General features: G+C 64.8%; 23 protein-coding genes. 11 read left to right on the forward strand and 12 right to left on the reverse strand.

Annotation, left to right across the window (positions count from 1 at the left end):
- Positions 1–3 precede the first annotated feature (3 nt).
- Positions 4–204, forward strand: coding sequence for a hypothetical protein (locus GPL20_RS14195; RefSeq protein WP_157330089.1), 201 nt, complete (start codon positions 4–6; stop codon positions 202–204).
- A gap of 59 nt (positions 205–263) precedes the next feature.
- Positions 264–467 (forward strand): hypothetical protein, encoded by a 204-nt coding sequence (locus GPL20_RS14200; protein WP_157330090.1) that lies wholly within the window; start codon positions 264–266, stop codon positions 465–467.
- Positions 468–665: 198 nt separating this feature from the next.
- Here GPL20_RS14200 and GPL20_RS14205 read toward each other — a convergent pair whose 3' ends face one another.
- On the reverse strand, positions 666–899 hold the full coding sequence (locus tag GPL20_RS14205; RefSeq protein WP_157330091.1) for a hypothetical protein: 234 nt from the start codon (positions 897–899) through the stop codon (positions 666–668).
- Between the two features lie 96 nt (positions 900–995).
- Positions 996–1,253 carry a hypothetical protein gene (locus GPL20_RS14210; RefSeq protein ID WP_157330092.1) on the reverse strand — a complete coding sequence of 86 codons (258 nt, stop codon included), beginning with the start codon at positions 1,251–1,253 and terminating at the stop codon, positions 996–998.
- Between the two features lie 21 nt (positions 1,254–1,274).
- On the opposite strand from GPL20_RS14210, the gene GPL20_RS39540 reads away from it, so the two are divergent.
- The gene (locus GPL20_RS39540; protein ID WP_246250470.1) at positions 1,275–1,616 is read left to right on the forward strand and encodes a hypothetical protein; all 342 of its coding nucleotides are present in this window, start codon (positions 1,275–1,277) and stop codon (positions 1,614–1,616) included.
- Here GPL20_RS39540 and GPL20_RS14220 read toward each other — a convergent pair.
- From GPL20_RS14220 to GPL20_RS14230, 3 genes are all read right to left on the reverse strand, one after another.
- Complete coding sequence (locus tag GPL20_RS14220) at positions 1,613–3,103, reverse strand: HWE histidine kinase domain-containing protein (protein WP_157330093.1); 1,491 nt, start codon at positions 3,101–3,103, stop codon at positions 1,613–1,615. The two genes, GPL20_RS39540 and GPL20_RS14220, sit on opposite strands and share 4 nt — an antisense overlap.
- Positions 3,104–3,116: 13 nt before the next feature.
- The gene (locus GPL20_RS14225; RefSeq protein WP_157330094.1) at positions 3,117–9,419 is read right to left on the reverse strand and encodes a HAMP domain-containing protein; all 6,303 of its coding nucleotides are present in this window, start codon (positions 9,417–9,419) and stop codon (positions 3,117–3,119) included.
- 353 nt (positions 9,420–9,772) lie between these two features.
- On the reverse strand, positions 9,773–10,285 hold the full coding sequence (locus GPL20_RS14230; RefSeq protein ID WP_157330095.1) for a DUF4142 domain-containing protein: 513 nt from the start codon (positions 10,283–10,285) through the stop codon (positions 9,773–9,775).
- 97 nt (positions 10,286–10,382) lie between these two features.
- Here GPL20_RS14230 and GPL20_RS14235 point away from each other — a divergent pair, with 97 nt between their 5' ends.
- The 3 genes from GPL20_RS14235 to GPL20_RS14240 all read left to right on the forward strand — a co-directional run bounded on the left by GPL20_RS14235 (position 10,383) and on the right by GPL20_RS14240 (position 11,123).
- Positions 10,383–10,577 carry a hypothetical protein gene (locus GPL20_RS14235; protein ID WP_157330096.1) on the forward strand — a complete coding sequence of 65 codons (195 nt, stop codon included), beginning with the start codon at positions 10,383–10,385 and terminating at the stop codon, positions 10,575–10,577.
- A gap of 117 nt (positions 10,578–10,694) precedes the next feature.
- Positions 10,695–10,826 carry a hypothetical protein gene (locus tag GPL20_RS39945; protein ID WP_256557488.1) on the forward strand — a complete coding sequence of 44 codons (132 nt, stop codon included), beginning with the start codon at positions 10,695–10,697 and terminating at the stop codon, positions 10,824–10,826.
- A gap of 81 nt (positions 10,827–10,907) precedes the next feature.
- Entirely contained in the window at positions 10,908–11,123 is a 216-nt protein-coding gene (locus GPL20_RS14240) for a hypothetical protein (RefSeq protein WP_157330097.1), read from the forward strand.
- A 145-nt stretch (positions 11,124–11,268) separates the two neighbouring features.
- Here GPL20_RS14240 and GPL20_RS14245 read toward each other — a convergent pair whose 3' ends face one another.
- A complete protein-coding gene (locus GPL20_RS14245) occupies positions 11,269–11,517 on the reverse strand; it encodes a hypothetical protein (protein WP_157330098.1) in 249 nt (82 codons plus the stop codon).
- A gap of 177 nt (positions 11,518–11,694) precedes the next feature.
- On the opposite strand from GPL20_RS14245, the gene GPL20_RS38800 reads away from it, so the two are divergent.
- The gene (locus GPL20_RS38800) at positions 11,695–11,862 is read left to right on the forward strand and encodes a hypothetical protein (protein WP_167533016.1); all 168 of its coding nucleotides are present in this window, start codon (positions 11,695–11,697) and stop codon (positions 11,860–11,862) included.
- 4 nt (positions 11,863–11,866) lie between these two features.
- Here the strand turns inward: GPL20_RS38800 and GPL20_RS14250 are convergent, their stop codons facing one another.
- From GPL20_RS14250 to GPL20_RS14275, 6 genes are all read right to left on the reverse strand, one after another.
- Positions 11,867–12,352 (reverse strand): DUF3147 family protein, encoded by a 486-nt coding sequence (locus GPL20_RS14250; RefSeq protein ID WP_157330099.1) that lies wholly within the window; start codon positions 12,350–12,352, stop codon positions 11,867–11,869.
- Positions 12,352–12,699, reverse strand: a complete 348-nt coding sequence (locus GPL20_RS14255) for a DUF3147 family protein (protein WP_157330100.1) — start codon at positions 12,697–12,699, stop codon at positions 12,352–12,354. Before GPL20_RS14255 ends, GPL20_RS14250 begins: the two co-directional genes overlap by 1 nt.
- Positions 12,696–13,283: a phosphatase PAP2 family protein gene (locus tag GPL20_RS14260; RefSeq protein ID WP_157330101.1), complete on the reverse strand. Its 588-nt coding sequence runs from the start codon at positions 13,281–13,283 to the stop codon at positions 12,696–12,698. Before GPL20_RS14260 ends, GPL20_RS14255 begins: the two co-directional genes overlap by 4 nt.
- 104 nt (positions 13,284–13,387) lie before the next feature.
- Positions 13,388–14,284, reverse strand: a complete 897-nt coding sequence (locus tag GPL20_RS14265; protein WP_373568290.1) for an SDR family oxidoreductase — start codon at positions 14,282–14,284, stop codon at positions 13,388–13,390.
- Positions 14,285–14,298: 14 nt separating this feature from the next.
- Positions 14,299–14,850 carry a DUF4142 domain-containing protein gene (locus GPL20_RS14270; protein ID WP_157330103.1) on the reverse strand — a complete coding sequence of 184 codons (552 nt, stop codon included), beginning with the start codon at positions 14,848–14,850 and terminating at the stop codon, positions 14,299–14,301.
- Between the two features lie 88 nt (positions 14,851–14,938).
- The gene (locus tag GPL20_RS14275; RefSeq protein ID WP_157330104.1) at positions 14,939–15,166 is read right to left on the reverse strand and encodes a hypothetical protein; all 228 of its coding nucleotides are present in this window, start codon (positions 15,164–15,166) and stop codon (positions 14,939–14,941) included.
- Positions 15,167–15,335: 169 nt separating this feature from the next.
- Between GPL20_RS14275 and GPL20_RS14280 the strand changes: the two genes are divergently transcribed.
- The 4 genes from GPL20_RS14280 (at position 15,336) to GPL20_RS14290 (ending at position 18,865) form a co-directional block, all read left to right on the forward strand.
- Positions 15,336–15,710: a PRC-barrel domain-containing protein gene (locus tag GPL20_RS14280; RefSeq protein WP_157330105.1), complete on the forward strand. Its 375-nt coding sequence runs from the start codon at positions 15,336–15,338 to the stop codon at positions 15,708–15,710.
- 15 nt (positions 15,711–15,725) lie between these two features.
- Positions 15,726–15,887, forward strand: a complete 162-nt coding sequence (locus GPL20_RS38805) for a hypothetical protein (protein WP_167533017.1) — start codon at positions 15,726–15,728, stop codon at positions 15,885–15,887.
- A 195-nt stretch (positions 15,888–16,082) separates the two neighbouring features.
- Positions 16,083–17,249 carry an HlyD family secretion protein gene (locus GPL20_RS14285; protein ID WP_254126372.1) on the forward strand — a complete coding sequence of 389 codons (1,167 nt, stop codon included), beginning with the start codon at positions 16,083–16,085 and terminating at the stop codon, positions 17,247–17,249.
- Positions 17,246–18,865 (forward strand): DHA2 family efflux MFS transporter permease subunit, encoded by a 1,620-nt coding sequence (locus GPL20_RS14290; RefSeq protein WP_157330106.1) that lies wholly within the window; start codon positions 17,246–17,248, stop codon positions 18,863–18,865. The genes GPL20_RS14285 and GPL20_RS14290 overlap by 4 nt, the downstream gene beginning before the upstream one ends.
- The last annotated feature ends 226 nt before the right edge of the window (positions 18,866–19,091 follow it).

The raw sequence follows: 19,091 nt of genomic DNA on the forward strand, positions 1-19,091 counted from the left end.
GCCGTGGAGGAAGACCCGGACACGTACCGGATCTTGAGGCTGCGCGCCGAGATCCTCGAACTGGGCTCCGCGATCCGGCAATTGCAGCGGGAGGGTCTCGACGATGCTGCGGCCCAGCTCCTGATCGCGCGCAAGCGCGCGCAGCTCGAGCATCTCGTGAAATCGAATTCCGCGGCAAGGCGCCTTAACATCAAGGCGCCTTAACATCACTGACATCCGACGCAGCTAAGGCGTGCACGCACGCGACATGCTGGAGATTGTCGATGTCGTCGAAGGCCGAACTGGCCGCCCTGCTGCGGGCGGTGCTCGACGAGGTCTGCGCCAACGTCCCGTTATCCGATGCAGCGACGCGCCAGCGCGTTGCCGCGAAGCTGCGCGAAACGTTGCGCGGCGATCGTTGCTCGCTGGAGGATTTGAAGCAGGCCGGCCGCGATGCGCTGATCAGCGCGCCGACCATGTGGCGCTAGAGCATGACCCGGAAAAGTGTGATGCGGTTTTCCCTCGCGACAAACCCGGAACGCGTTTGCGCGGAGATCATGCGCAAGCAATAACCTAAAGCGCGATGACGATCTCATCGCGCTTTAGGGGAGGGCGCCTGCACGCCACAGATCGTCGAAGAGCCCCGCGTCGATGCGGGGCTCTTCGGATTGCCTACCGGCCAGAGCTCACTTGGTGTTGCTCATGCCCTTGGTCATCGTGCCGCTTTGGTCGGAGCCGGCAGAACCACCCTGGCCGGACGGATCTGCGCCCTTGGAGGCCTTGGTGCTGGCGCCGGTTGTCTGCGACGATGACATCGAGGATCCATGCTTGGCCTTGCTGGACTTGGCCTGCGCGGCAAACGGAGCGGCGGCGAGGCCGGTTGCCAACATTACGGCGAGAGCGAGCTTGGTCGTCTTCATGCGCGGGAACTCCCTGAGTTAAATTGACGCAGGCAGCCAACCGCTGTTCGCTGCAGGAGTTCCCAACAAAAGCCGGTCCCGTGCATCACGCACGCTTCAAGATTCCTTGTCCTCCACGATGATGAACACGACGCCCGTGAGCGTCGCGCCGATCGTGAACGTCGTCACCAGTGTGAGGGCAAAGACGAGAACGGTCTGACTTCCGCCGTTGTTCAGCAGGTTTGCGACCGCCGGATTGGACATGATGAGCGCAAGACCGAATGCGAGGCCGAGAGCTGCGCCCATCATCGCATGCGTCATCAGCTTGATGATGCCGGCGGGAGAGATCAGGCTCGACGATTTTTTCGCGCGCATGGAACTGCATCCCGATCTGGCATGCAAACGCGCGCGACGCTCGCGGGTTCCATCCTGAATGAAGGAATTGTCATTGTCCGCTTCATCCGAGGTTCATGCCGGGCCTGCGAGGATGAACGCCATCAACACGGGAATATTGATATGGGCAAGGTAGTCTTTCTTTACCGCTCGCTGGCCTATCGCAACGCCGCCGCGGACATGCTGCGCAAGGCGCGCAAGCTGCCGCGCGGCGCGGAGCGCAGTGCGGCTCGCCGCTATGCGAAGGCGCTGCGCGATCTCGCCCGAACGGAAGCCTGGCTGGAGGGGCGCGTCGCGCACGAACCGCGATCGGCGCAGCACCTGACGACCGCGGCGTCCGGCTAGCCGGATGCGCGCTGCAACTCCGCGGGGGTGGCGGCTTCGAATTTTGCGGGTGCGGTCGTCGCTGCGGTCTTGCGCGTCAACGGCACCTCCAGGCGGCACAGCAGGCCCTCGGCCCGCCAGTCGAATTGCGCCTGTCCGCCGAGCTGGGACTCGACGCTCGCAAGCAGGCTTCGCGTGCCGAAGCCGCGCGATTTCGGCGTCCTGACCAGCGGACCGCCGGATTCCTCCCAGGTCAGCGTGAGCAGGTCGTCCTCGACCCGCCAGCCGATCATGAGCCGTCCCGATCGCGTCGACAGCGCTCCATACTTTGCCGAGTTGGTGAAGAGCTCGTGCAGGGCCAGCGCCAGCGTCTGGGCCGTGGCCGGCACCAGCTGAACCTCGGGACCCGCCAGCCTGATCTGGCCGCCGAGCGAATAGGGCGCAAGCTCCTCGTCGATCAGCTTCGAGAGCTCCGCGCCCTGCCAGCTCGACAGCGACAGGATGGTGTGCACCCGCGCCAGCGCGTTGATCCGCCCCTCGACGGCGTTGACATAGGCCTTGACCTCGTCGGCACGGGTGAGGCGCACGATCGATTGTGCCAGTGCCAGCGCATTCTTGGCGCGATGATCGACCTCCCGCGCCAGCAGATTCTGCCGCTCCTCGGCACGCTTGCGTTCGGTGATGTCCACGGTGACACCGCTCACGCGCACGACGCGACCGGCCAGGTCCACCGTCGCGGCCGCCGTGCCGACGCACCAGCGCACCTCGCCATCGGGCCGGCTGACGCGAAATTCCCCCTCATAGGCGCGCGCGCCGGTATTGAATGCGGCGACGGCCTCACCGAACCGGCCGACGTCATCCGGATGCAGCAGCGCCTGGATGTTCGCGGAGGTGACATTGAAGGTCTCGGGCGTCACGCCGAAGATGCGGTATTGGCCTTCGTCCCACATCCAGTCGCCGTTGACCCAGTCCCAGTCCCAGGAGCCCATCTTGCCGGCGGCAATCGCCATGCTGCGCCGCTGCTCGCTCTCGCGCAGCTTTGCAGTGGAGTTTTCCAGTTCTGCCGTGCGCGCGCGCACGCGGTCCTCGAGCTCCTGGTTCAGCCGCTCCAGCTCGCGGGTCTTGCGGTAGAGCTCGCAGAACACCTTGATCTTGGCGCGCAGCACCTCCGGCACGACCGGCACCGGCACATAGTCGACCGCGCCCATCTCGTAGCCGCGCAACCGGTCGATGTCGCTCACCTGAATGGCCGAGATGAAGATCATCGCGGTCTTCTGGAAGCGCGGATGCTCGCGGATCATCGCGGCGAGCTCGAAGCCGTCGAGCTCGGGCATGCAGACGTCGACCAGGATCACCGCGATCTCGGTCTTGAGCAGCACCTCCAGCGCCTCGCGGCCCGACGAGGCGATGACGAGGTTCTCGCCGAGATCCTTCAGGATCACCTCATAGGCGAGCAGCTTGGCAGGCTGGTCGTCGACGAGGAGGATGTTGACCTTTTCGTGGTCCATTCGCGGATCCCACTCAGCGGTGCAGCCACATGCGGATCGCAAGCAGCAATTGGTCGGTGTTGACGGGTTTGGCGAGGTAGTCGGACGCGCCGGCCTCCAGGCATTTCTCGCGGTCGCCCTTCATCGCCTTGGCGGTGAGCGCAATGATGGGCAGCCGCGCGAAGGCCGGGTTCTCGCGGATCACGCCGATGGTCTGATAGCCATCCATCTGCGGCATCATGATGTCCATCAGCACGATGGCGATTTCCGGATTGGATTCGACCAGCGTCACCGCCTCGCTGCCGGTGGTCGCCGTCAGCACCTTCATGCCGCGTCGTTCCAGCACGCTCGACAGCGCGAAGATGTTGCGTGCGTCGTCATCGACGAGCAGGGCGGTCTTGCCGATCAGGTCCTCGTCGGAACTGTTCAGCTTCTCCAGCATGCGCTGCTTCTCGATCGGCAGTTCCGTGATCACGCGATGCAGGAACAGTGCGGTCTCGTCGAGCAGGCGCTCCGGCGACTCCACGCCCTTGACCACGATGCTGCGCGCCATGGTGTGGAGTTCCGCATCCTCCTCCGCCGAAAGCTCGCGGCCGGTGAAGACCACGACCGGAATGTTCGACAGCGCCTCGTCGTTGCGGATCTGGTCGAGCACCTCGAAGCCGCTCATGTCGGGCAGCCGCAGGTCGAGCACCACGCAATCGCACGGTGATTCACGCAGCGTCGACAGCGCGCCGGCGCCGGTGGCGGTCGCCACGATCTCGATGTCGTCGTGGTGCAGGAGCTCGCGGATCGAGAGCTGCTCGGCCTCGTTGTCCTCGACGATGAGGAGACGCTTGCGCCGCGGCCGCGCATATTCCTTGATCTGCGTCAGCGCCGCCGAGACACCTTCCGTCGTCGTCGGCTTGTTGACGAAGGAGAAGGCACCACGCGCCAGCGCGTGCTGGCGGTCCTCGTCGAGCGTGATGATCTGCACCGGAATGTGGCGGGTGAGCGGATTGTGCTTGAGCTGGCTCAACACCGTCCAGCCCAGCATGTCCGGCAGGAATACGTCGAGCGAGACGGCCCGAGGCTGATATTGCTTGGCAAGCTCGAGCGCCTCCGCGCCGCGCGCGGCGACCAGGACCTTGAAGCCCTTGTCGCGGGCGAGATCGACCAGCACGCGCGCATAATGCGGGTCATCCTCGACGATCAGGAGGATGGTGTCGCCGGGCTCGAGGTTGAGCCGGTCGTCGGGCAGCTGCTCGACGACGCGCTGCTGCTCGGGCGCGGTCGTGGCCGACTGTAGCGCCGGCGGCTGGCTGTATTGCTGTGGCGCGGGTGCCGCCCGGGGTGCAAGTGTCGGGCCGGAGTATTTGAGCGGCAGGTAGAGCGTGAAGGACGAGCCCTTGCCGGGCGCACTGCGCAGATGGATCTCGCCGCCGAGCAGGCTTGCGAGCTCGCGGCTGATCGCAAGGCCAAGGCCGGTGCCGCCATATTTGCGGCTGGTGCCGGCATCGGCCTGCTGGAACGCCTCGAAGATCAGCTTCTGCTTCTCCAGGGGAATGCCGATACCGGTGTCGGACACTTCGAACGCGATCACGGCCGGTGCGGAGTTCAGCACCGGGTGATCCGTGCCCCAGCCGCCGACTGCGGCGGCGACCTTGAGGCGCACCTCGCCCTCGGCGGTGAACTTGAAGGCGTTGGAGAGCAGGTTCTTCAGCACCTGCTGCAGCCGCTTGGAGTCGGTGACGATGCTGCGCGCAAGGTTCGGATCGACGTCGATCTTGAACGATAGATTGCGGTTTTCCGCCTCGTGCCGGAACGGACGGCCGACCGTCTCGAGCAGGTTCGCGGTCAGGATTTCCTCGGCGTCGACCGTCACCGTGCCGGACTCGATCTTGGAGAGATCGAGAATGTCGCTGATGAGGTTCAGGAGGTCGGTGCCGGCGCCGTGGATGGTGCGGGCGAATTCGACCTGCTTGGCCGAGAGGTTGCCGTCCGGATTGTCCGTGAGCTGTTGTCCGAGGATCAGGATCGAGTTCAGGGGCGTGCGCAGCTCGTGGCTCATATTGGCGAGGAATTCGGACTTGTACTTCGAGGTGAGCGCGAGCTCGGTCGCCTTTTCCTCCAGCGCACGGCGGGCCTGCTCGATTTCCTGGTTCTTGCGCTCGACTTCGACGTTGCGTTCGGCGAGCTGCTGCGCCTTCTGCTCGAGCTGGTCGTTGGTCTGCTGCAACTCGCGCTGCTGGGTCTGGAGCTCGCCGGCGAGCTGCTGCGACTGCTTGAGCAGGCCTTCGGTCTGCATCGTCGCTTCGATCGAATTGAGCACGATGCCGATGGAGTCGGTGAGCTGCTCGAGGAAGGTCATCTGCGAGGTCGTGAAGGAGGCGAGCGAGGCGAGCTCGATCACCGCCTTGACCTGGCCCTCGAACAGCACCGGCAGCACCACGAGATTCTTCGGTGCGACGCGAAGCAGCGCCGAGTTGATCGGCACGACGTCGGCGGGAATGTCGGCAACCACGCGCGGGCGCCGGTCAAGCGCGCACTGGCCGATCAGGCCGTCGCCGAACTGCAGCACGCGCTGATAGGGATAGACGCCGTCGCCGGCATAGGAGGCGAGCAGCAGGAGCTGCGGATTGTCCTCGTTCTCGACCTGGTAGATCACGCCGGTATGCGCATTCACCAGCGGCGACAGCTCGGTCAGCAGCAACCGTCCGACGGTGGTGAGATCGCGCTGGCCCTGGAGCATGTTGGTGAATTTGGCGAGGTTGGTCTTCAGCCAGTCCTGCTCGGTGTTCACGTCCGTCGTGAGACGGAGATTCGTGATCATCGTGTTGATGTTGTCTTTCAGCTCGGCGAGTTCGCCGCGGGCGTCAACCTGGATCGACGGCGTCAAATCGCCCTTGGTCACTGCGGTCGCCACTTCGGCGATCGCGCGCACCTGCGAGGTGAGGTTTGCCGCCAGCAGGTTCACGTTACCCGTGAGGTCCTTCCACGTGCCGGCCGCGCCGGGCACGTCGGCCTGACCACCCAATCGTCCTTCGACGCCGACCTCGCGCGCCACCGAGGAGACCTGGTCGGCGAAGGTCGCGAGCGTTTCGGTCATGTTGTTGATGGTGTCGGCGAGCGCCGCGACCTCGCCCTTCGATTTCACGGTCAGGTTTTGCTTGAGGTCACCGTTCGCGACGGCGGTCACGACCTTGACGATGCCGCGGACCTGCTCGGTCAGGTTCGCCGCCATGAAGTTGACGGTGTCGGTGAGATCCTTCCAGGTGCCGGCAACGCCGGGCACGGTGGCCTGACCGCCGAGCTCGCCCTCGGTGCCGACTTCGCGCGCGACGCGCGTCACTTCGCCGGCGAAGGCGTTGAGCTGGTCCACCATGGTGTTGATGGTGTTCTTCAGCTCGAGGATTTCGCCCTTCACGTCGACCGTGATCTTGCGCGACAGGTCGCCGCGCGCCACGGCGGTGGTGACTTCGGCGATGTTGCGGACCTGCGTGGTGAGATTCGCAGCGAGCAGGTTGACGTTGTCGGTGAGATCCTTCCAGGTGCCACCGACGCCGGGCACGACGGCCTGACCGCCGAGCCGGCCCTCGGTGCCGACCTCGCGCGCCACGCGCGTCACTTCGCCGGCGAAGGAGCGGAGCTGCTCCACCATGGTGTTCAGGGTGTCCTTGAGCAGCAGGATTTCGCCGCGCACGTCCACCGTGATCTTCTTCGACAGGTCGCCGCCGGCGATCGCGGTCGCGACCTCGGCGATGTTGCGGACCTGGGCCGTCAGGTTCGAGGCCATGAAGTTGACGTTGTCGGTGAGGTCCTTCCAGGTGCCGGCAACGCCGGGCACCTCGGCCTGGCCGCCGAGCTTGCCCTCGGTGCCGACCTCGCGCGCCACGCGCGTGACTTCGCCGGCAAAACCGTTGAGCTGGTCCACCATCGTGTTGATGGTGTTCTTCAGCTCGAGGATTTCGCCCTTCACGTCGACGGTGATCTTGCGCGACAGGTCGCCGCGCGCCACGGCGGTGGTCACTTCGGCGATGTTGCGGACCTGGGCGGTGAGGTTGCCCGCCATCGAGTTCACGGAGTCGGTCAAATCCTTCCAGGTGCCGGCGACGCCGGGCACGTTGGCCTGGCCGCCGAGGCGGCCTTCGGTGCCGACCTCGCGCGCCACGCGCGTCACCTCGCCCGCGAAGCGGTTGAGCTGGTCGACCATCGTGTTCAGCGTGTCCTTGAGCTGAAGGATCTCGCCGCGCACGTCCACCGTGATCTTGCGCGACAGGTCGCCACCGGCGATCGCGGTTGCGACCTCGGCGATGTTGCGGACCTGGGCGGTGAGATTGCCCGCCATGGAGTTGACGCTGTCGGTGAGGTCCTTCCAGGTGCCGGCGACGCCGGGCACCTCGGCCTGGCCGCCGAGCTTGCCCTCGGTGCCGACCTCGCGCGCCACCCGCGTGACTTCGCCGGCGAACGCGTTGAGCTGGTCGACCATGGTGTTGAGCGTTTCCTTCAGCTGAAGGATTTCGCCCGACACGTTCACGGTGATCTTCTTGGACAGGTCGCCCTTGGCGACCGCGGTCGCGACTTCGGCGATGTTACGGACCTGGCCGGTCAGGTTCGACGCCATCGAGTTGACGCTGTCCGTCAAGTCCTTCCAGGTGCCGCCGACGCCGCGCACCACGGCCTGGCCGCCGAGCTTGCCTTCGGTGCCCACCTCGCGCGCGACGCGCGTCACTTCGCCGGCGAAGGCGTTGAGCTGGTCCACCATGGTGTTGATGGTGTCCTTCAGCTCCAGGATTTCGCCGCGCACGTCCACCGTGATCTTCTTCGACAGGTCGCCGCCGGCGACGGCCGTCGTCACTTCGGCGATGTTGCGGACCTGTGCGGTCAGGTTCGACGCCATCGAGTTGACGCTTTCGGTCAGATCCTTCCAGGTGCCGGCGACGCCGAGCACGTTGGCCTGACCGCCGAGCCTCCCTTCGGTGCCGACCTCGCGCGCCACGCGCGTCACTTCGCCGGCGAACGCGTTGAGCTGGTCCACCATGGTGTTGAGCGTTTCCTTCAGCTGAAGGATCTCGCCCGAGACGTTGACGGTGATCTTCTTCGACAGGTCGCCGCTGGCGATCGCGGTGGCAACGTCGGCGATGTTGCGGACCTGCGCGGTCAGGTTCGAGGCCATGAAGTTGACGTTGTCGGTGAGGTCCTTCCAGGTGCCGGCCACGCCGGGCACCTGGGCCTGGCCGCCGAGCTTGCCTTCGGTGCCGACCTCGCGCGCCACGCGCGTCACTTCCGAGGCGAAAGAGTTGAGCTGGTCCACCATGGTATTGATGGTGTCCTTCAGCTCCAGGATCTCGCCGCGCACGTCCACGGTGATCTTGCGTGACAGATCGCCGCGCGCCACGGCGGTCGTCACGTTGGCGATGTTGCGCACCTGCGCGGTGAGGTTGCCGCACATCGCGTTGACGGAGTCGGTGAGGTCCTTCCAGGTGCCGGCGACGCCGGGCACGATGGCCTGGCCGCCCAATTTGCCGTCGGTGCCGACCTCGCGCGCCACGCGCGTCACTTCCGAGGCGAAGGAGCGGAGCTGGTCCACCATCGTGTTGATGGCTTCCTTGAGCTGAAGGATCTCGCCGCGGACGTCGACGGTGATCTTCTTCGACAAGTCGCCGTTGGCGACCGCGATCGTCACCTCGGCGATGTTGCGAACCTGGTTGGTCAGGTTGTTCGCCATCGAGTTGACGCTCTCGGTCAGGTCCTTCCAGACGCCGGTCACTTCCGGCACCTGGGCCTGGCCGCCGAGCTTGCCTTCGGTGCCGACTTCGCGCGCGACGCGCGTCACCTCGGAGGTGAAGACGCCGAGCTGCTTGATCATGGTGTTGACGATGTTGGCCGATTGCAGGAATTCGCCCCGCAGCGGCCGGCCGTCGACGTCGAGCTTGACGGTCTGGAGCAGGTCGCCTTGCGCCACCGCCGCGACCGCCCGCGTCACCTCGCGGGTCGGCCACAACAGGTCGTCGATCAGCGTGTTGACGGAGCCCTCCATGTCGGCCCAGGAGCCCGAGGCGAGGCCGAATTTCACCCGCTGGCGGGTCTTGCCCTCGCGCCCCACCACCTGGCCGACCAGCTCGAGCTGCTGCGCCATGCGCTGGTTGGCCGCGATGATTTCATTAAAAGTGTCGGCGATCTTGCCGTCGATGCCGAGATAGTCGCCGCTCATCCGCACGGAGAAGTCGCCGCTGCGCATCGCCTGCAAGGCGAGCAGCAATTCCGCTCTGGAATCCGGCTCCGACATACCGTTGGTTTTTGGCTTTGGGACGCGACGACCGGAGCGTGATGCAGTTCCGGGATCGAGGTCGCTCATACTGATTCCCCCGCAGGCGTCGGCCGAATCCATGACGTGACGCGATTTGTCAAACTAGAGCGTCAGCCAATTTCGAAATCAAGCGCCAAGGTTGCGGTCCCAGGACTTGGAACCTGCTTTTCTCAGCCCGATCAAAGCAACCTTAATCGATAGTATTGGTTCCACGCGGTCCAGAGCAAAGTTCCGGCCTTGGCGCCACCCCGGGTGCGGCGGCCCGGTCTAACCGGAGCGGCAGCGGCACCTCGACTTCGGGCGGCAAGGATGGCGACGTGGCCCCGGGACAAGATGCCGGAGAGCGACCGCACCGTGCGGCCGGAGAGCCAGCAACATCATCCGAATGACAAGTAGGGCTGCTATTTGTCCGCCATGGTGCGCTCGGCGTCCTTGACCTGCGAGCGCAGCATCGGGAGCTGGTTGCGCGCGAACGCTGCAAGTGCGGCATTATCGGGCGCCCGCAGATAGCGTTCGAGCAGATCGATCGTGGAATCATACTCCGGAATCTGCGCGGCATAGAAGCTTCTGACGTAAGTGGGTCCGTCCGACGTTTCGGGCTCGACGAGGCTGGCGCTGGCGGGGGTCGTCTTGCCGGCCCGCGGCTCGGCGCCGATCGCCTCTTGAATCTGCTTCAGCGCCTTGTCCCGCTTGGCCGCTTCTTCGGCGCGCAAGGCGGCAAGATTCTTGACCTCTGCGTTGCCCTTCAGGTCGGAGCTTTCCAGAAGGCCCTGCTGGAATCGGCTGAACGCGTAGAGGCCGCCGATGACGTCGGTTGCCGTCGGCGTGCGATCGCCGCGCGTTCGCTCGCCGGTGCTGTCGGCGGGTGCTGCCGTGCTGACGAACGCCAGGATGAGCGCGACGAGAATTCGCATGGACATCCAATAACCGGTGGCGTGCAAAGTTCCGCAAGAGGTTACGATCTTGTAAGGGGCGGTTGCGTCGCCGAGGTTCCGTGCCCACGTGTTGTCCATGAAACAGTCTGACCTTTTCAGGGACAATGCCGAGAACTGCCTGCAACTCGCTGAGCGTGCGGAAGGGAAGCCCGCCTATAACCGCTATTCGCGGATGGCGGACGCCTGGACGGCATTGGCGATCGAGCAGGACTGGTTGGATGGCGAAATCCCGCCCGTGACGGTCCGCATCCCCCAAAAGCAGGGCGCTTAGACACTCTCCCTTTCGTGAATCGGCGTGTGAGACCGCGCACGGAACGCAAGCGACCAATCCGGGATGATCAGGAACAGTCGATCGCGTTGGTTTTTCGATTCCGGAAGGAGGTTTGCGATGGCTCCACGTCTGGCTCTTCTCTCACTCATTCTCGCCTTTGGCGTCTCGGTCGCGTTCGCGACGGTGACGACGGTGCGGCAGGTGCACCTGGAGAATGCGTCGGCCGCGACACATGCGGCGCATAGTTAGCGTCGAGGCACCTCTCGCCCGGAACATTCGACGCGGCAGTGCGTAAGCGCTTCGATAGATCAGGAGAGGCGAGACCACATCATGGCCCATTCCGACCACGGCATTGTCAAGGACAAGCGGGCGGAGGAGCAGCCCGGCGACAAGCGGCGAGCGCAGGCCGTCCACAAGACGGATCCGCAAGCAAATCGCAAGGGCTCGCCCTCGCGTGAGGCGACGCGCGATCCCAAGCTGAATGACAACGCAAAGACACCTGGATCCGGCGCGATGCCGGACGATTCAGGCGACGCAACCGACTAGTTTCACAAGGAACGATTCGGCGCGCGAGGAGTCGACGGGTTGCTTCCGGATGTCATGCCCCCGGTGCGCCGGAAGCAATCTCCAAGGACGACCCCGGCACCCACCGTGCCGGGGTCGTTTGCTTGTGAGCATCTCTCAAGACCGGTCAACCCTCGGCGTCGCGGTCGCCGTTGGTGGGCGCGTGCCCCTCCGGTCCGCGGCCGAACAGGCCATAATCGCTCGACTTGACGCCGGCGCCCGCGTCAACCGCCGCCGCGGTGAGACCGAGCTTGAGCAACTCGCGGACGGCAGCGGCCCGCGTCGGCATCCGATGCTTGAACCGGAAATCGTCGAGAGCGGCCAGTTCCTCCGGCGAGAGCATCACCTGAAGCCGCTCGGCGCGCAGATCATTCATCGCAAAAACCACGCCAAATGAGCCGTTTGAGTATCTTACTCAACAATCCAACTTGGCAACGGTTCCACGGAATGCGTCAAAGACCCAAAGTGAGTAGTAAAATAAAGTGATATCAATAGGTTAGATCGTTGCAACGAGGTTGAAGGAGGCGCGTTCTTGGGCAATGGGAGAAATGTCATGACGGACGAAGTCCGCTTGCCCCGCAAGCTTGCCGAAGAGACCGAGGTACTGAAACCGGTACGCCCGAGCCACCAGAAGGTCATTGAGCAGGTAGAGCGTTGGGCCAACAGCCCGGGCCTTCAACCGCCGAAGTTGCCGCCTTCGACGCGCGCAAAAGCAGACTGATGGCTCACGAGGGGAGGCCGTGTCCCTTTGCCGGCGGCGAATAATCTGATCGATGTGGTCTGCGGGAGACGAAGCGAAGCTTGCGCCTGAGCCACCAGGCGGACACGGAAACGATGGCCCAGACCGTCAAGGCGGCGATGAAAGCGGCCGCGACACTTGCCGCGACGGTGACGTGGAAGGCGACGGCGAACGCCGCAAGGCCGATGCTTCCGAGGGCTGCACCCGCGGCGTCGAGCGCCGCCGCCTTCTGCCCGCGGCGCCGTCCGCTCAGCCCGGCCTTCTCCTTGGCGCGACGTTCATGGCTTTCGATCAGCGTCGCACTGGCACAGAAGACGGCCGGAAGCGCGAGAAAGAGCCCGCCGATCACGACGCCAAAATGGCTGCCGATGAGTCCGGCCGACACCGTCGCGACACCGCCCAGCACGAAGCGGACCGCGAATTCGTACCAATGCGTCTGCTTCAGTGCGGATGAGGACAGCTTGACCAGCATCAGGCGGCGCCTCCGAAACCGGCAAGCAGGCCGAAGGCGACCACGAGCCAAACGGCAAATGCGAGGATGGTGGCCGGCAGCGCCGCGAGACGAAATCGCATCAGGAGGTGGCAGACGGCGAGGCTGTAGCAGGCGAGCGCGATGGCACCATAGATCATCGTCCAGCTTTCGGCCGCAACATAGTGCGGGCCGTGCTGGACGACGGCGATGCCGAGCGTCGCCAGCGCGACCGACGGGGCCGCGCCGAGCAGGCCCGCAAAGCTCTTGGGCCGGAGCATGTCGCCGATAATTGCGAACGCGGAAACGATCAGGCCGCCGGCGACGAAGCGGAGCAGATGTTCCGTCATGGCCGTCCCCCCGAGACCGGAGGTCGCTGCCGCCGCAACCGTTCGAGTGTGAACGGTCTGAGCAGCCTCTCGATGACGACGCCGAGCGTGAAGCCTGCCACCACGTCGCTGGCCCAGTGCGCGAGCAGCGCTACGCGTGTCAACGACAGCGCCACGGCGATGGCGCGCGCCAGCCGGCGCCGGGCGGGCGGCAGCAGGCCTGCGGCGGAAGCGAGCGCGCCCATGTGCACGGCGTGGCCGGACGGAAACGCATCGTGCGATCGTCCCGAATACGGCACACCGCGCTGATGGCCGCGCACCGTCAGCCGGTCGGGCCTTGTCTGATCGAACACGGATTTGAGGACATGCGGCAGCACGGCAGTTGCCAGAGTGACCGCCAGCAGGTGATTTGCAATGGGACCTCGCCGGGGTTGCCGCAGCTGGATGTAGAGCCATCCTGTCGCGGCCAACGCTAGCAGCACATGCTCGTCGGCACCCCAGGTCAGTGTCTGGGCAGCGCGCTCGAGCCCCGCGTTGGTATGGTTTGCGATCTCGTTGGCGATCGCCGTATCGATACGGGTCGGTTTGACTGTTACTAACGCCATCTGTCCGTCGGCGAAGCATCTTCTGTGACGATCTTGCTAAGCTTGCGTGACAGCAAAGGTTCCAAGTCGCAGGTGCAGCTCGCGACCTCCCGGCGCGCCCGCGTTTACGGTTGTCCCGATCCGCCCGCGGAGCCGTACACCTGTCCGGTCGCATAGCTGGCATCGGCCGCAGCAAGCTGCACATAGATCGAAGCGAGTTCGGCTGGCTGTCCGGGACGGCCGAGCGGCGTCATGCCGCCGAACTTTTCCAGCTTCTCCATCGTGGCGCCGCCGGAGACCTGGAGCGGTGTCCAGATCGGCCCGGGCGCGACGCCATTGACGCGGATGCCCTTGGAGGCGAGCTGCTTCGCCAGCGACTTCACATAGTTCATCGTCGCCGCCTTGGTCTGCGCATAATCATAGAGATCCGGCGAGGGATCGTAGGCCTGCTCGGAGGCCGTGCCGATGATGCAGGAGCCAGGCTTGAGATGCGGCAGCGCCGCCTTGATGATCCAGAAGGGGGCGTAGACGTTCGTCTTCATGGTCGCGTCGAAATCCTCCGACGAGACGTCGAGGATGGAGGCGCGCGTCTGCTGCCTGGCCGCGTTGTTGACGATGATGTCGAGGCCGCCGAGGCCTTGTACGGCCTGCGCGACCAGCTGTTTGCAGAACGCTTCGTCGTTGAGGTCGCCGGGGATCGCAAGTCCGGTGCGGCCTTCCTTCCTGATCAGGGCGATCACCTCCTGCGCATCCGGCTCTTCCGCGGGCAGATAGTTGATGGCGACGTCAGCGCCTTCGCGCGCATAGGCGATCGCGGCGGCGCGGCCCATGCCGGAATCGCCGCCGGTGATCAGTGCCTTGCGGCCGGCAAGCCGGCCGGAGCCTTTGTAGCTGGTCTCGCCATGGTCCGGTCGCGGCTCCATCTTGCCGGCGAGGCCCGGCCAGGGCTGCGACTGCTTCTTGAACGGCGGTTTCGGATAGCGGCTGACCGGGTTGATCAGTTCTTGCTCGGCCATGGACATATCTCCTCAGCCTCTTACTTGGACTGTCCGACGCTCGGCGCCTTGCCGAGTTCCTTGGCCATGGCGAGATGGTGCTTGAGCGCGGGCAGCGTCTTGCCGGCCCAGTTCTTCAGCTCGGAATTGTCGCCGCCCTTGGCGTAACGCTCGAACAGGGATACGGCGTCCTCATGGGCGCTGACCTGGTACGAGTTGTAGTCCGAGCTGAAGTCCTTGCCGTTCGCACTCTTGAGCTTGTCGAGCTTGCTCTGGTGCGAGCTGTCGAGCGCCGTCGGTAGCGTCGCCTGGACCTTGCCGTTGCCGACCAGCCCCTTGAGCTCGCTGCTGGTCTTGGTGTGATCGGTCACCATCTGCTGGGCGAAGGATTTCTCCTGCGCATTTCCCTTCTGCTCGGCGAGCTTGCTCGATTCGATCTCGAACATGTCGCTGATCGCGACCTCCTTGACGAAGTCGGCCGTCGTTGGCGCGACGCCGAGCGCCGAATTGACGCCGGTCTTCTCGCCCAGCGATTGCGCCAGCGCGGGGCCTGCGAGCAGCACGCAGGCAATGGCGACGATGGTTCGTTTCATGGGTCCGGTCCCTCCAATGGATCGCGCGGCCACTTGCCGCGCCACGTTGCGCCGATCAACACAGCGCAAGTGCCGGGGTTCCTAACGACTAGTCCGTGGGACGGCGCCCCGTGCGCGGATTGATTGGATCGGTCGGCTTGCGTCGAAGCCGCTCAGGCAGGAACGGCTCGGCCGGCGTGGCCGTGGCATCGGCCCGGACGTCGGCATGACGCTGCGCCCGCTCATGCGGCGTCCGGTTGTCGTTGAAGTGCCACTTCACGTCGACGCCGTCGACGGGGTCGTTGACGCCATGCTGGATATCGCGGAAATCGCTCATGGTTCACCTCATTCCTTCCGGGCAGGATCGATTCGAGCCCAATCGTTGCCTCGTCAGCTTCAGAACCTCTCGTTTCCGGCGATGTTCCTTGGCTGGTGCGGAACACGCGCCGGAACGATCGCTCACCTGTCGCGGTTGAATCCACGAACTGGCTGAGTGGAGAATTGCGATGTTGAATCAAGGCGAACTGGACCGAAGCGAGATGGGCCGGCTGATCGGCAGCGACAAGGTCGAGGGAACATCGGTCTACGGCGCCGACCGCAACAAGATCGGTGCGATCGAGCGCGTGATGATCGACAAGATCAGCGGCAAGGTCTCCTACGCCGTGCTCGGCTTCGGCGGGTTTCTCGGCCTCGGCAATGATCACTATCCGTTGCCCTGGCAGTCGCTGAAATACGACACCGAACTCGGCGGCTATGTCACCGCGATCACCGCGAAGGATCTCGAAGGCGCACCGAAATATGGCGGAAAGGCCGAGTGGAACTGGGCCGATGACGCCGCGGTGCGCGGCATCAACGCCTATTACGGCGTTCCCTTCGTGTAGCTGGAGGAAGATGCGATGAGCAAGGAACGGCCCAACGACGATCCCCGGCAGCAGAGCGACTGGGGAACGCACAAGCAGACGGATGAGCCCTGGAAGGGCAATCCGGAGAAGGAGCAGGGATCGGATAACAAGGTGAAGCCCGATCTCGAGAAATGGCACGAGACCAAGACGCACTGAACGTGCGCATGTCCCCGTGAGACCGACGAGAAGCGCTGCGTGAAGCGTCGCGCTTCTTCTTTGAGCGGTGCATTCGCGAATGACAGCGGTGCTCCAGCGGGACGGAACCATGCTTTCGCGCTGCGGTTTAGCTCCCGGGCGCGCGAGCCTGGCTCAAGCCGCTTGCTGCCGGTAGACCCGAGAAAGGTGTTCACCGTGGATGCTCAAACCCGGGAGCGTGGCCCGTCGGCGGAGCAGCCGCAGAGGGCGAACGAAGCTCCAAGAACCAATCCAAGAACCGATCCCGATCAGGCCCGCGACGTCAAGGATCAGTCGGACAAGCCGGTGCCATCGCTGCGCGACCGGTTTCGCGAGCATTGGCTGCTCGCAACCGTCGGCGCCATCGCGCTGATCGCGGCACTCGTCGGCGGCCTGCTTTATTGGCTCGAGGTTCGCCATTACGAAGCCACTGATGATGCCTTCGTCGCCGCGCGCAGCTTTTCCGTCGCCTCGAAGGTCGGCGGCTACGTGACCGATGTCCCGATCACGGACAATCAGCACGTCAATGCCGGCGATCTCCTCGCCAGGATCGACGCGCGCGATTACCGCATCGCCGTCGATCAGGCAGCGGCTCAAGTTGAAGTCTCCAAGGCCAACATCGCCAATGTCGAGGCGCAGATCGTTTCGCAGGAGGAACAGATCAAGCAGGCGCAGGCCCAGCTGGAGCAGGCGCAGGCCCAGCTCCAGTTCTCGCAGGAAGAATCTGCGCGCGCACAGGATCTGGTTGAGAAGGGCGCCGGCACCGTGCAGCGTCAGCAGCAGACCCGGTCCGATCTTCAGGCGCAGCAGGCCAACACGGAGCGCGCGAGGACCGCAGTCACGGCGGCCCAACTCGGCATCAAATCGCTCCAGGCGCAGCTCGAAGGCGCCAAGGCGCAGCTCGGGCAGTCCCAGGCGCAACTCGAGCAGGCGAAGCTCAATCTGCAATACACCAGCGTCGTTGCGGCGCAGTCCGGCCGCGTCGTCAAGCTCTCGGGCGCCAAAGGCACCTTCGTCACCGCAGGACAGAGCCTGATGATGTTCGTGCCCGACGAGGTCTGGATCGTCGCCAACTACAAGGAAACCCAGCTCAACGATATGCGGCCGGGTCAGCCCGTCGAGATCCGCATCGACGCCTATCCGGGACGCAAGCTCACCGGCCACGTCGATTCCGTGCAGCCCGGCTCGGGCACTGCCTTCAGCCTGCTGCCGGCGGAGAACGCCACCGGCAACTACGTCAAGGTGGTGCAGCGCGTGCCGGTGAAGATCGTGGTCGACAACTGGCCGGCCGATCTGCCGGTCGGTCCCGGCATGTCGGTCGTGCCCTGGACCAGGGTGCGATGACCGACGTTGCGCAAGGCGGCGCATCCGCAGGTGGCTGGTCGCCGGAACGGTCCGCGGCGGGCGGACACAATCCCTATCTGATCGCCTTCGTGGTCTCGATCGCGACCTTCATGGAGGTGCTCGACACCACCATCGCCAACGTCGCATTGCGCCATATTGCGGGCGGGCTCGCGGTCGGCATCGACGAGAGCACCTACGTCATCACCAGCTATCTCGTCGCCAACGCGATCGTGCTCTCGATCTCGGGCTGGCTGTCGACCGTGATCGGCCGCAAGCGCTTCTACATGATGTGTGTTGCGATCTTCTCGGTCGCCTCGCTTCTGTGCGGCTTCGCCTGGAATTTGCAGTCGCTGGTTCTGTTCCGCATCCTGCAGGGCCTCGGCGGCGGCGGCATGGCGACGAGCGAGCAGGCGATCCTTGCCGACTCCTTTCCGCCACACAAGCGCGGGCAAGCCTTCGCCATCTACGGCGTCGCGGTTGTGGTCGCCCCGGTCATCGGCCCGACGCTCGGCGGCTGGATCACCGACACCTACAGCTGGCACTGGGTATTCCTGATCAATGTCCCGATGGGATTGCTCTCGCTGTTCCTGGTCGGCACGCTGGTGAAGGAACCGTCAGGGGCGGAGGAGGAGAGGGAAAAACTGCTGAGCAGGGGGCTGCGCGTCGATTATGTCGGCTTCGCGCTCGTTGCGATCGGCCTCGGCTCGCTCGAATTCGTGCTCGATGAGGGCCAGCGCAACGACTGGTTCGGATCGAACATGATCGTTGTGTTCGCGGTGCTTGCGGCCGTCTCGCTGCTCGCGCTGATCCCGTGGGAGCTGACGCGCGAGGATCCCATCGTCGACATCCGCCTGCTTGGCCGGCGTCAGTTCGGCGCCTGCTTCCTGGTCATGCTCGGCACCGGCGCGGTGCTGATCTCGACCACCCAGCTCCTGCCGCAATTGCTCCAGACCGAACTCAACTACACCGCCATGCTGGCCGGCCTTGCACTGTCGCCCGGCGGCATCGCAACGCTGGTGCTGATGCCGGTGGTCGGCCGCCTCGTCAGCATCGTGCAGCCGAAATACCTCATCATGTGCGGTGCCGCCATCGTCGCTTTCTCGATGTGGCATCTCACCGGGCTGACCGGCGACATCACCTACGGCTACGCGGCGCTGTCGCGCATCTTCCTCGCGCTCGGGCTTCCGTTCCTGTTCCTGCCGGTGACGACCGCCTCCTATGACGGCATTCCGCCGGACAAGACCAATCAGGCTTCCGCGCTGATCAACGTTGCCCGCAACATCGGCGGCTCCATGGGCGTCGCGCTGGCGCAAACCATTCTGGCGCAGCGCCAGCAATTCCACCAGAACCGCCTGATCGAGCACGCCGCGCCATCCGATCTCGGCTACCAGCAGACCATCGACGCGATGACGCGCTACTTTCAGGCGCAGGGCTCGAATGCAAGCGATGCGGCCTCGCAGGCGGTCGCCTGGGTCGGCAGAACCTTGCAGCAGCAGGTTGATTTCCTCGCCTACATCGACGTGTTCTGGACGCTCGCCATCATCGCCGTGCTGATGATCCCCACGGCGGCCGTGCTGCGTCCGATCGACCTCAGCGCGCCGGCGCGGGGGCATTGAGTGCTTTCCGTCATTGCGAGCCACCGGGTCCGCGCGAAGCGCGGCCCGATGACAGGCTCCGCGAAGCAATCCAGACTGTCTCTGCGGAAGGACCCTGGATTGCTTGTGCGCCAGGCAAGCTGGCGTGGTCCAACCGGTGGAAGTCCGGTCCGGGTAAGCGGTAGCGAGCGCCCGGTAGTGAGTGTTGCGTGGCCGTCGGCAACGGCGGCTGCGAAGCGTACACAAC

Source organism: Bradyrhizobium cajani (genome assembly GCF_009759665.1).
Lineage (GTDB): Bacteria > Pseudomonadota > Alphaproteobacteria > Rhizobiales > Xanthobacteraceae > Bradyrhizobium > Bradyrhizobium cajani.

What these genes read in the sequence shown, in the direction of transcription:
- GPL20_RS14205 (WP_157330091.1), bottom strand. Translation starts at nt 899, where the DNA reads ATGAAGACGACCAAGCTCGCTCTCGCCGTAATGTTGGCAACCGGCCTC.
- GPL20_RS38800 (WP_167533016.1), top strand. Translation starts at nt 11,695, where the DNA reads ATGACGGACGAAGTCCGCTTGCCCCGCAAGCTTGCCGAAGAGACCGAG.
- GPL20_RS14250 (WP_157330099.1), bottom strand. Translation starts at nt 12,352, where the DNA reads ATGCTGGTCAAGCTGTCCTCATCCGCACTGAAGCAGACGCATTGGTAC.
- GPL20_RS39540 (WP_246250470.1), top strand. Translation starts at nt 1,275, where the DNA reads ATGCAAACGCGCGCGACGCTCGCGGGTTCCATCCTGAATGAAGGAATT.
- GPL20_RS14230 (WP_157330095.1), bottom strand. Translation starts at nt 10,285, where the DNA reads ATGCGAATTCTCGTCGCGCTCATCCTGGCGTTCGTCAGCACGGCAGCA.
- GPL20_RS14280 (WP_157330105.1), top strand. Translation starts at nt 15,336, where the DNA reads ATGTTGAATCAAGGCGAACTGGACCGAAGCGAGATGGGCCGGCTGATC.
- GPL20_RS14260 (WP_157330101.1), bottom strand. Translation starts at nt 13,283, where the DNA reads ATGGCGTTAGTAACAGTCAAACCGACCCGTATCGATACGGCGATCGCC.
- GPL20_RS39945 (WP_256557488.1), top strand. Translation starts at nt 10,695, where the DNA reads ATGGCTCCACGTCTGGCTCTTCTCTCACTCATTCTCGCCTTTGGCGTC.
- GPL20_RS14225 (WP_157330094.1), bottom strand. Translation starts at nt 9,419, where the DNA reads ATGAGCGACCTCGATCCCGGAACTGCATCACGCTCCGGTCGTCGCGTC.
- GPL20_RS14255 (WP_157330100.1), bottom strand. Translation starts at nt 12,699, where the DNA reads ATGACGGAACATCTGCTCCGCTTCGTCGCCGGCGGCCTGATCGTTTCC.
- GPL20_RS14200 (WP_157330090.1), top strand. Translation starts at nt 264, where the DNA reads ATGTCGTCGAAGGCCGAACTGGCCGCCCTGCTGCGGGCGGTGCTCGAC.
- GPL20_RS14270 (WP_157330103.1), bottom strand. Translation starts at nt 14,850, where the DNA reads ATGAAACGAACCATCGTCGCCATTGCCTGCGTGCTGCTCGCAGGCCCC.
- GPL20_RS14275 (WP_157330104.1), bottom strand. Translation starts at nt 15,166, where the DNA reads ATGAGCGATTTCCGCGATATCCAGCATGGCGTCAACGACCCCGTCGAC.
- GPL20_RS14245 (WP_157330098.1), bottom strand. Translation starts at nt 11,517, where the DNA reads ATGAATGATCTGCGCGCCGAGCGGCTTCAGGTGATGCTCTCGCCGGAG.
- GPL20_RS14210 (WP_157330092.1), bottom strand. Translation starts at nt 1,253, where the DNA reads ATGCGCGCGAAAAAATCGTCGAGCCTGATCTCTCCCGCCGGCATCATC.
- GPL20_RS14265 (WP_373568290.1), bottom strand. Translation starts at nt 14,284, where the DNA reads ATGTCCATGGCCGAGCAAGAACTGATCAACCCGGTCAGCCGCTATCCG.
- GPL20_RS14235 (WP_157330096.1), top strand. Translation starts at nt 10,383, where the DNA reads ATGAAACAGTCTGACCTTTTCAGGGACAATGCCGAGAACTGCCTGCAA.
- GPL20_RS14220 (WP_157330093.1), bottom strand. Translation starts at nt 3,103, where the DNA reads ATGGACCACGAAAAGGTCAACATCCTCCTCGTCGACGACCAGCCTGCC.
- GPL20_RS38805 (WP_167533017.1), top strand. Translation starts at nt 15,726, where the DNA reads ATGAGCAAGGAACGGCCCAACGACGATCCCCGGCAGCAGAGCGACTGG.
- GPL20_RS14240 (WP_157330097.1), top strand. Translation starts at nt 10,908, where the DNA reads ATGGCCCATTCCGACCACGGCATTGTCAAGGACAAGCGGGCGGAGGAG.
- GPL20_RS14290 (WP_157330106.1), top strand. Translation starts at nt 17,246, where the DNA reads ATGACCGACGTTGCGCAAGGCGGCGCATCCGCAGGTGGCTGGTCGCCG.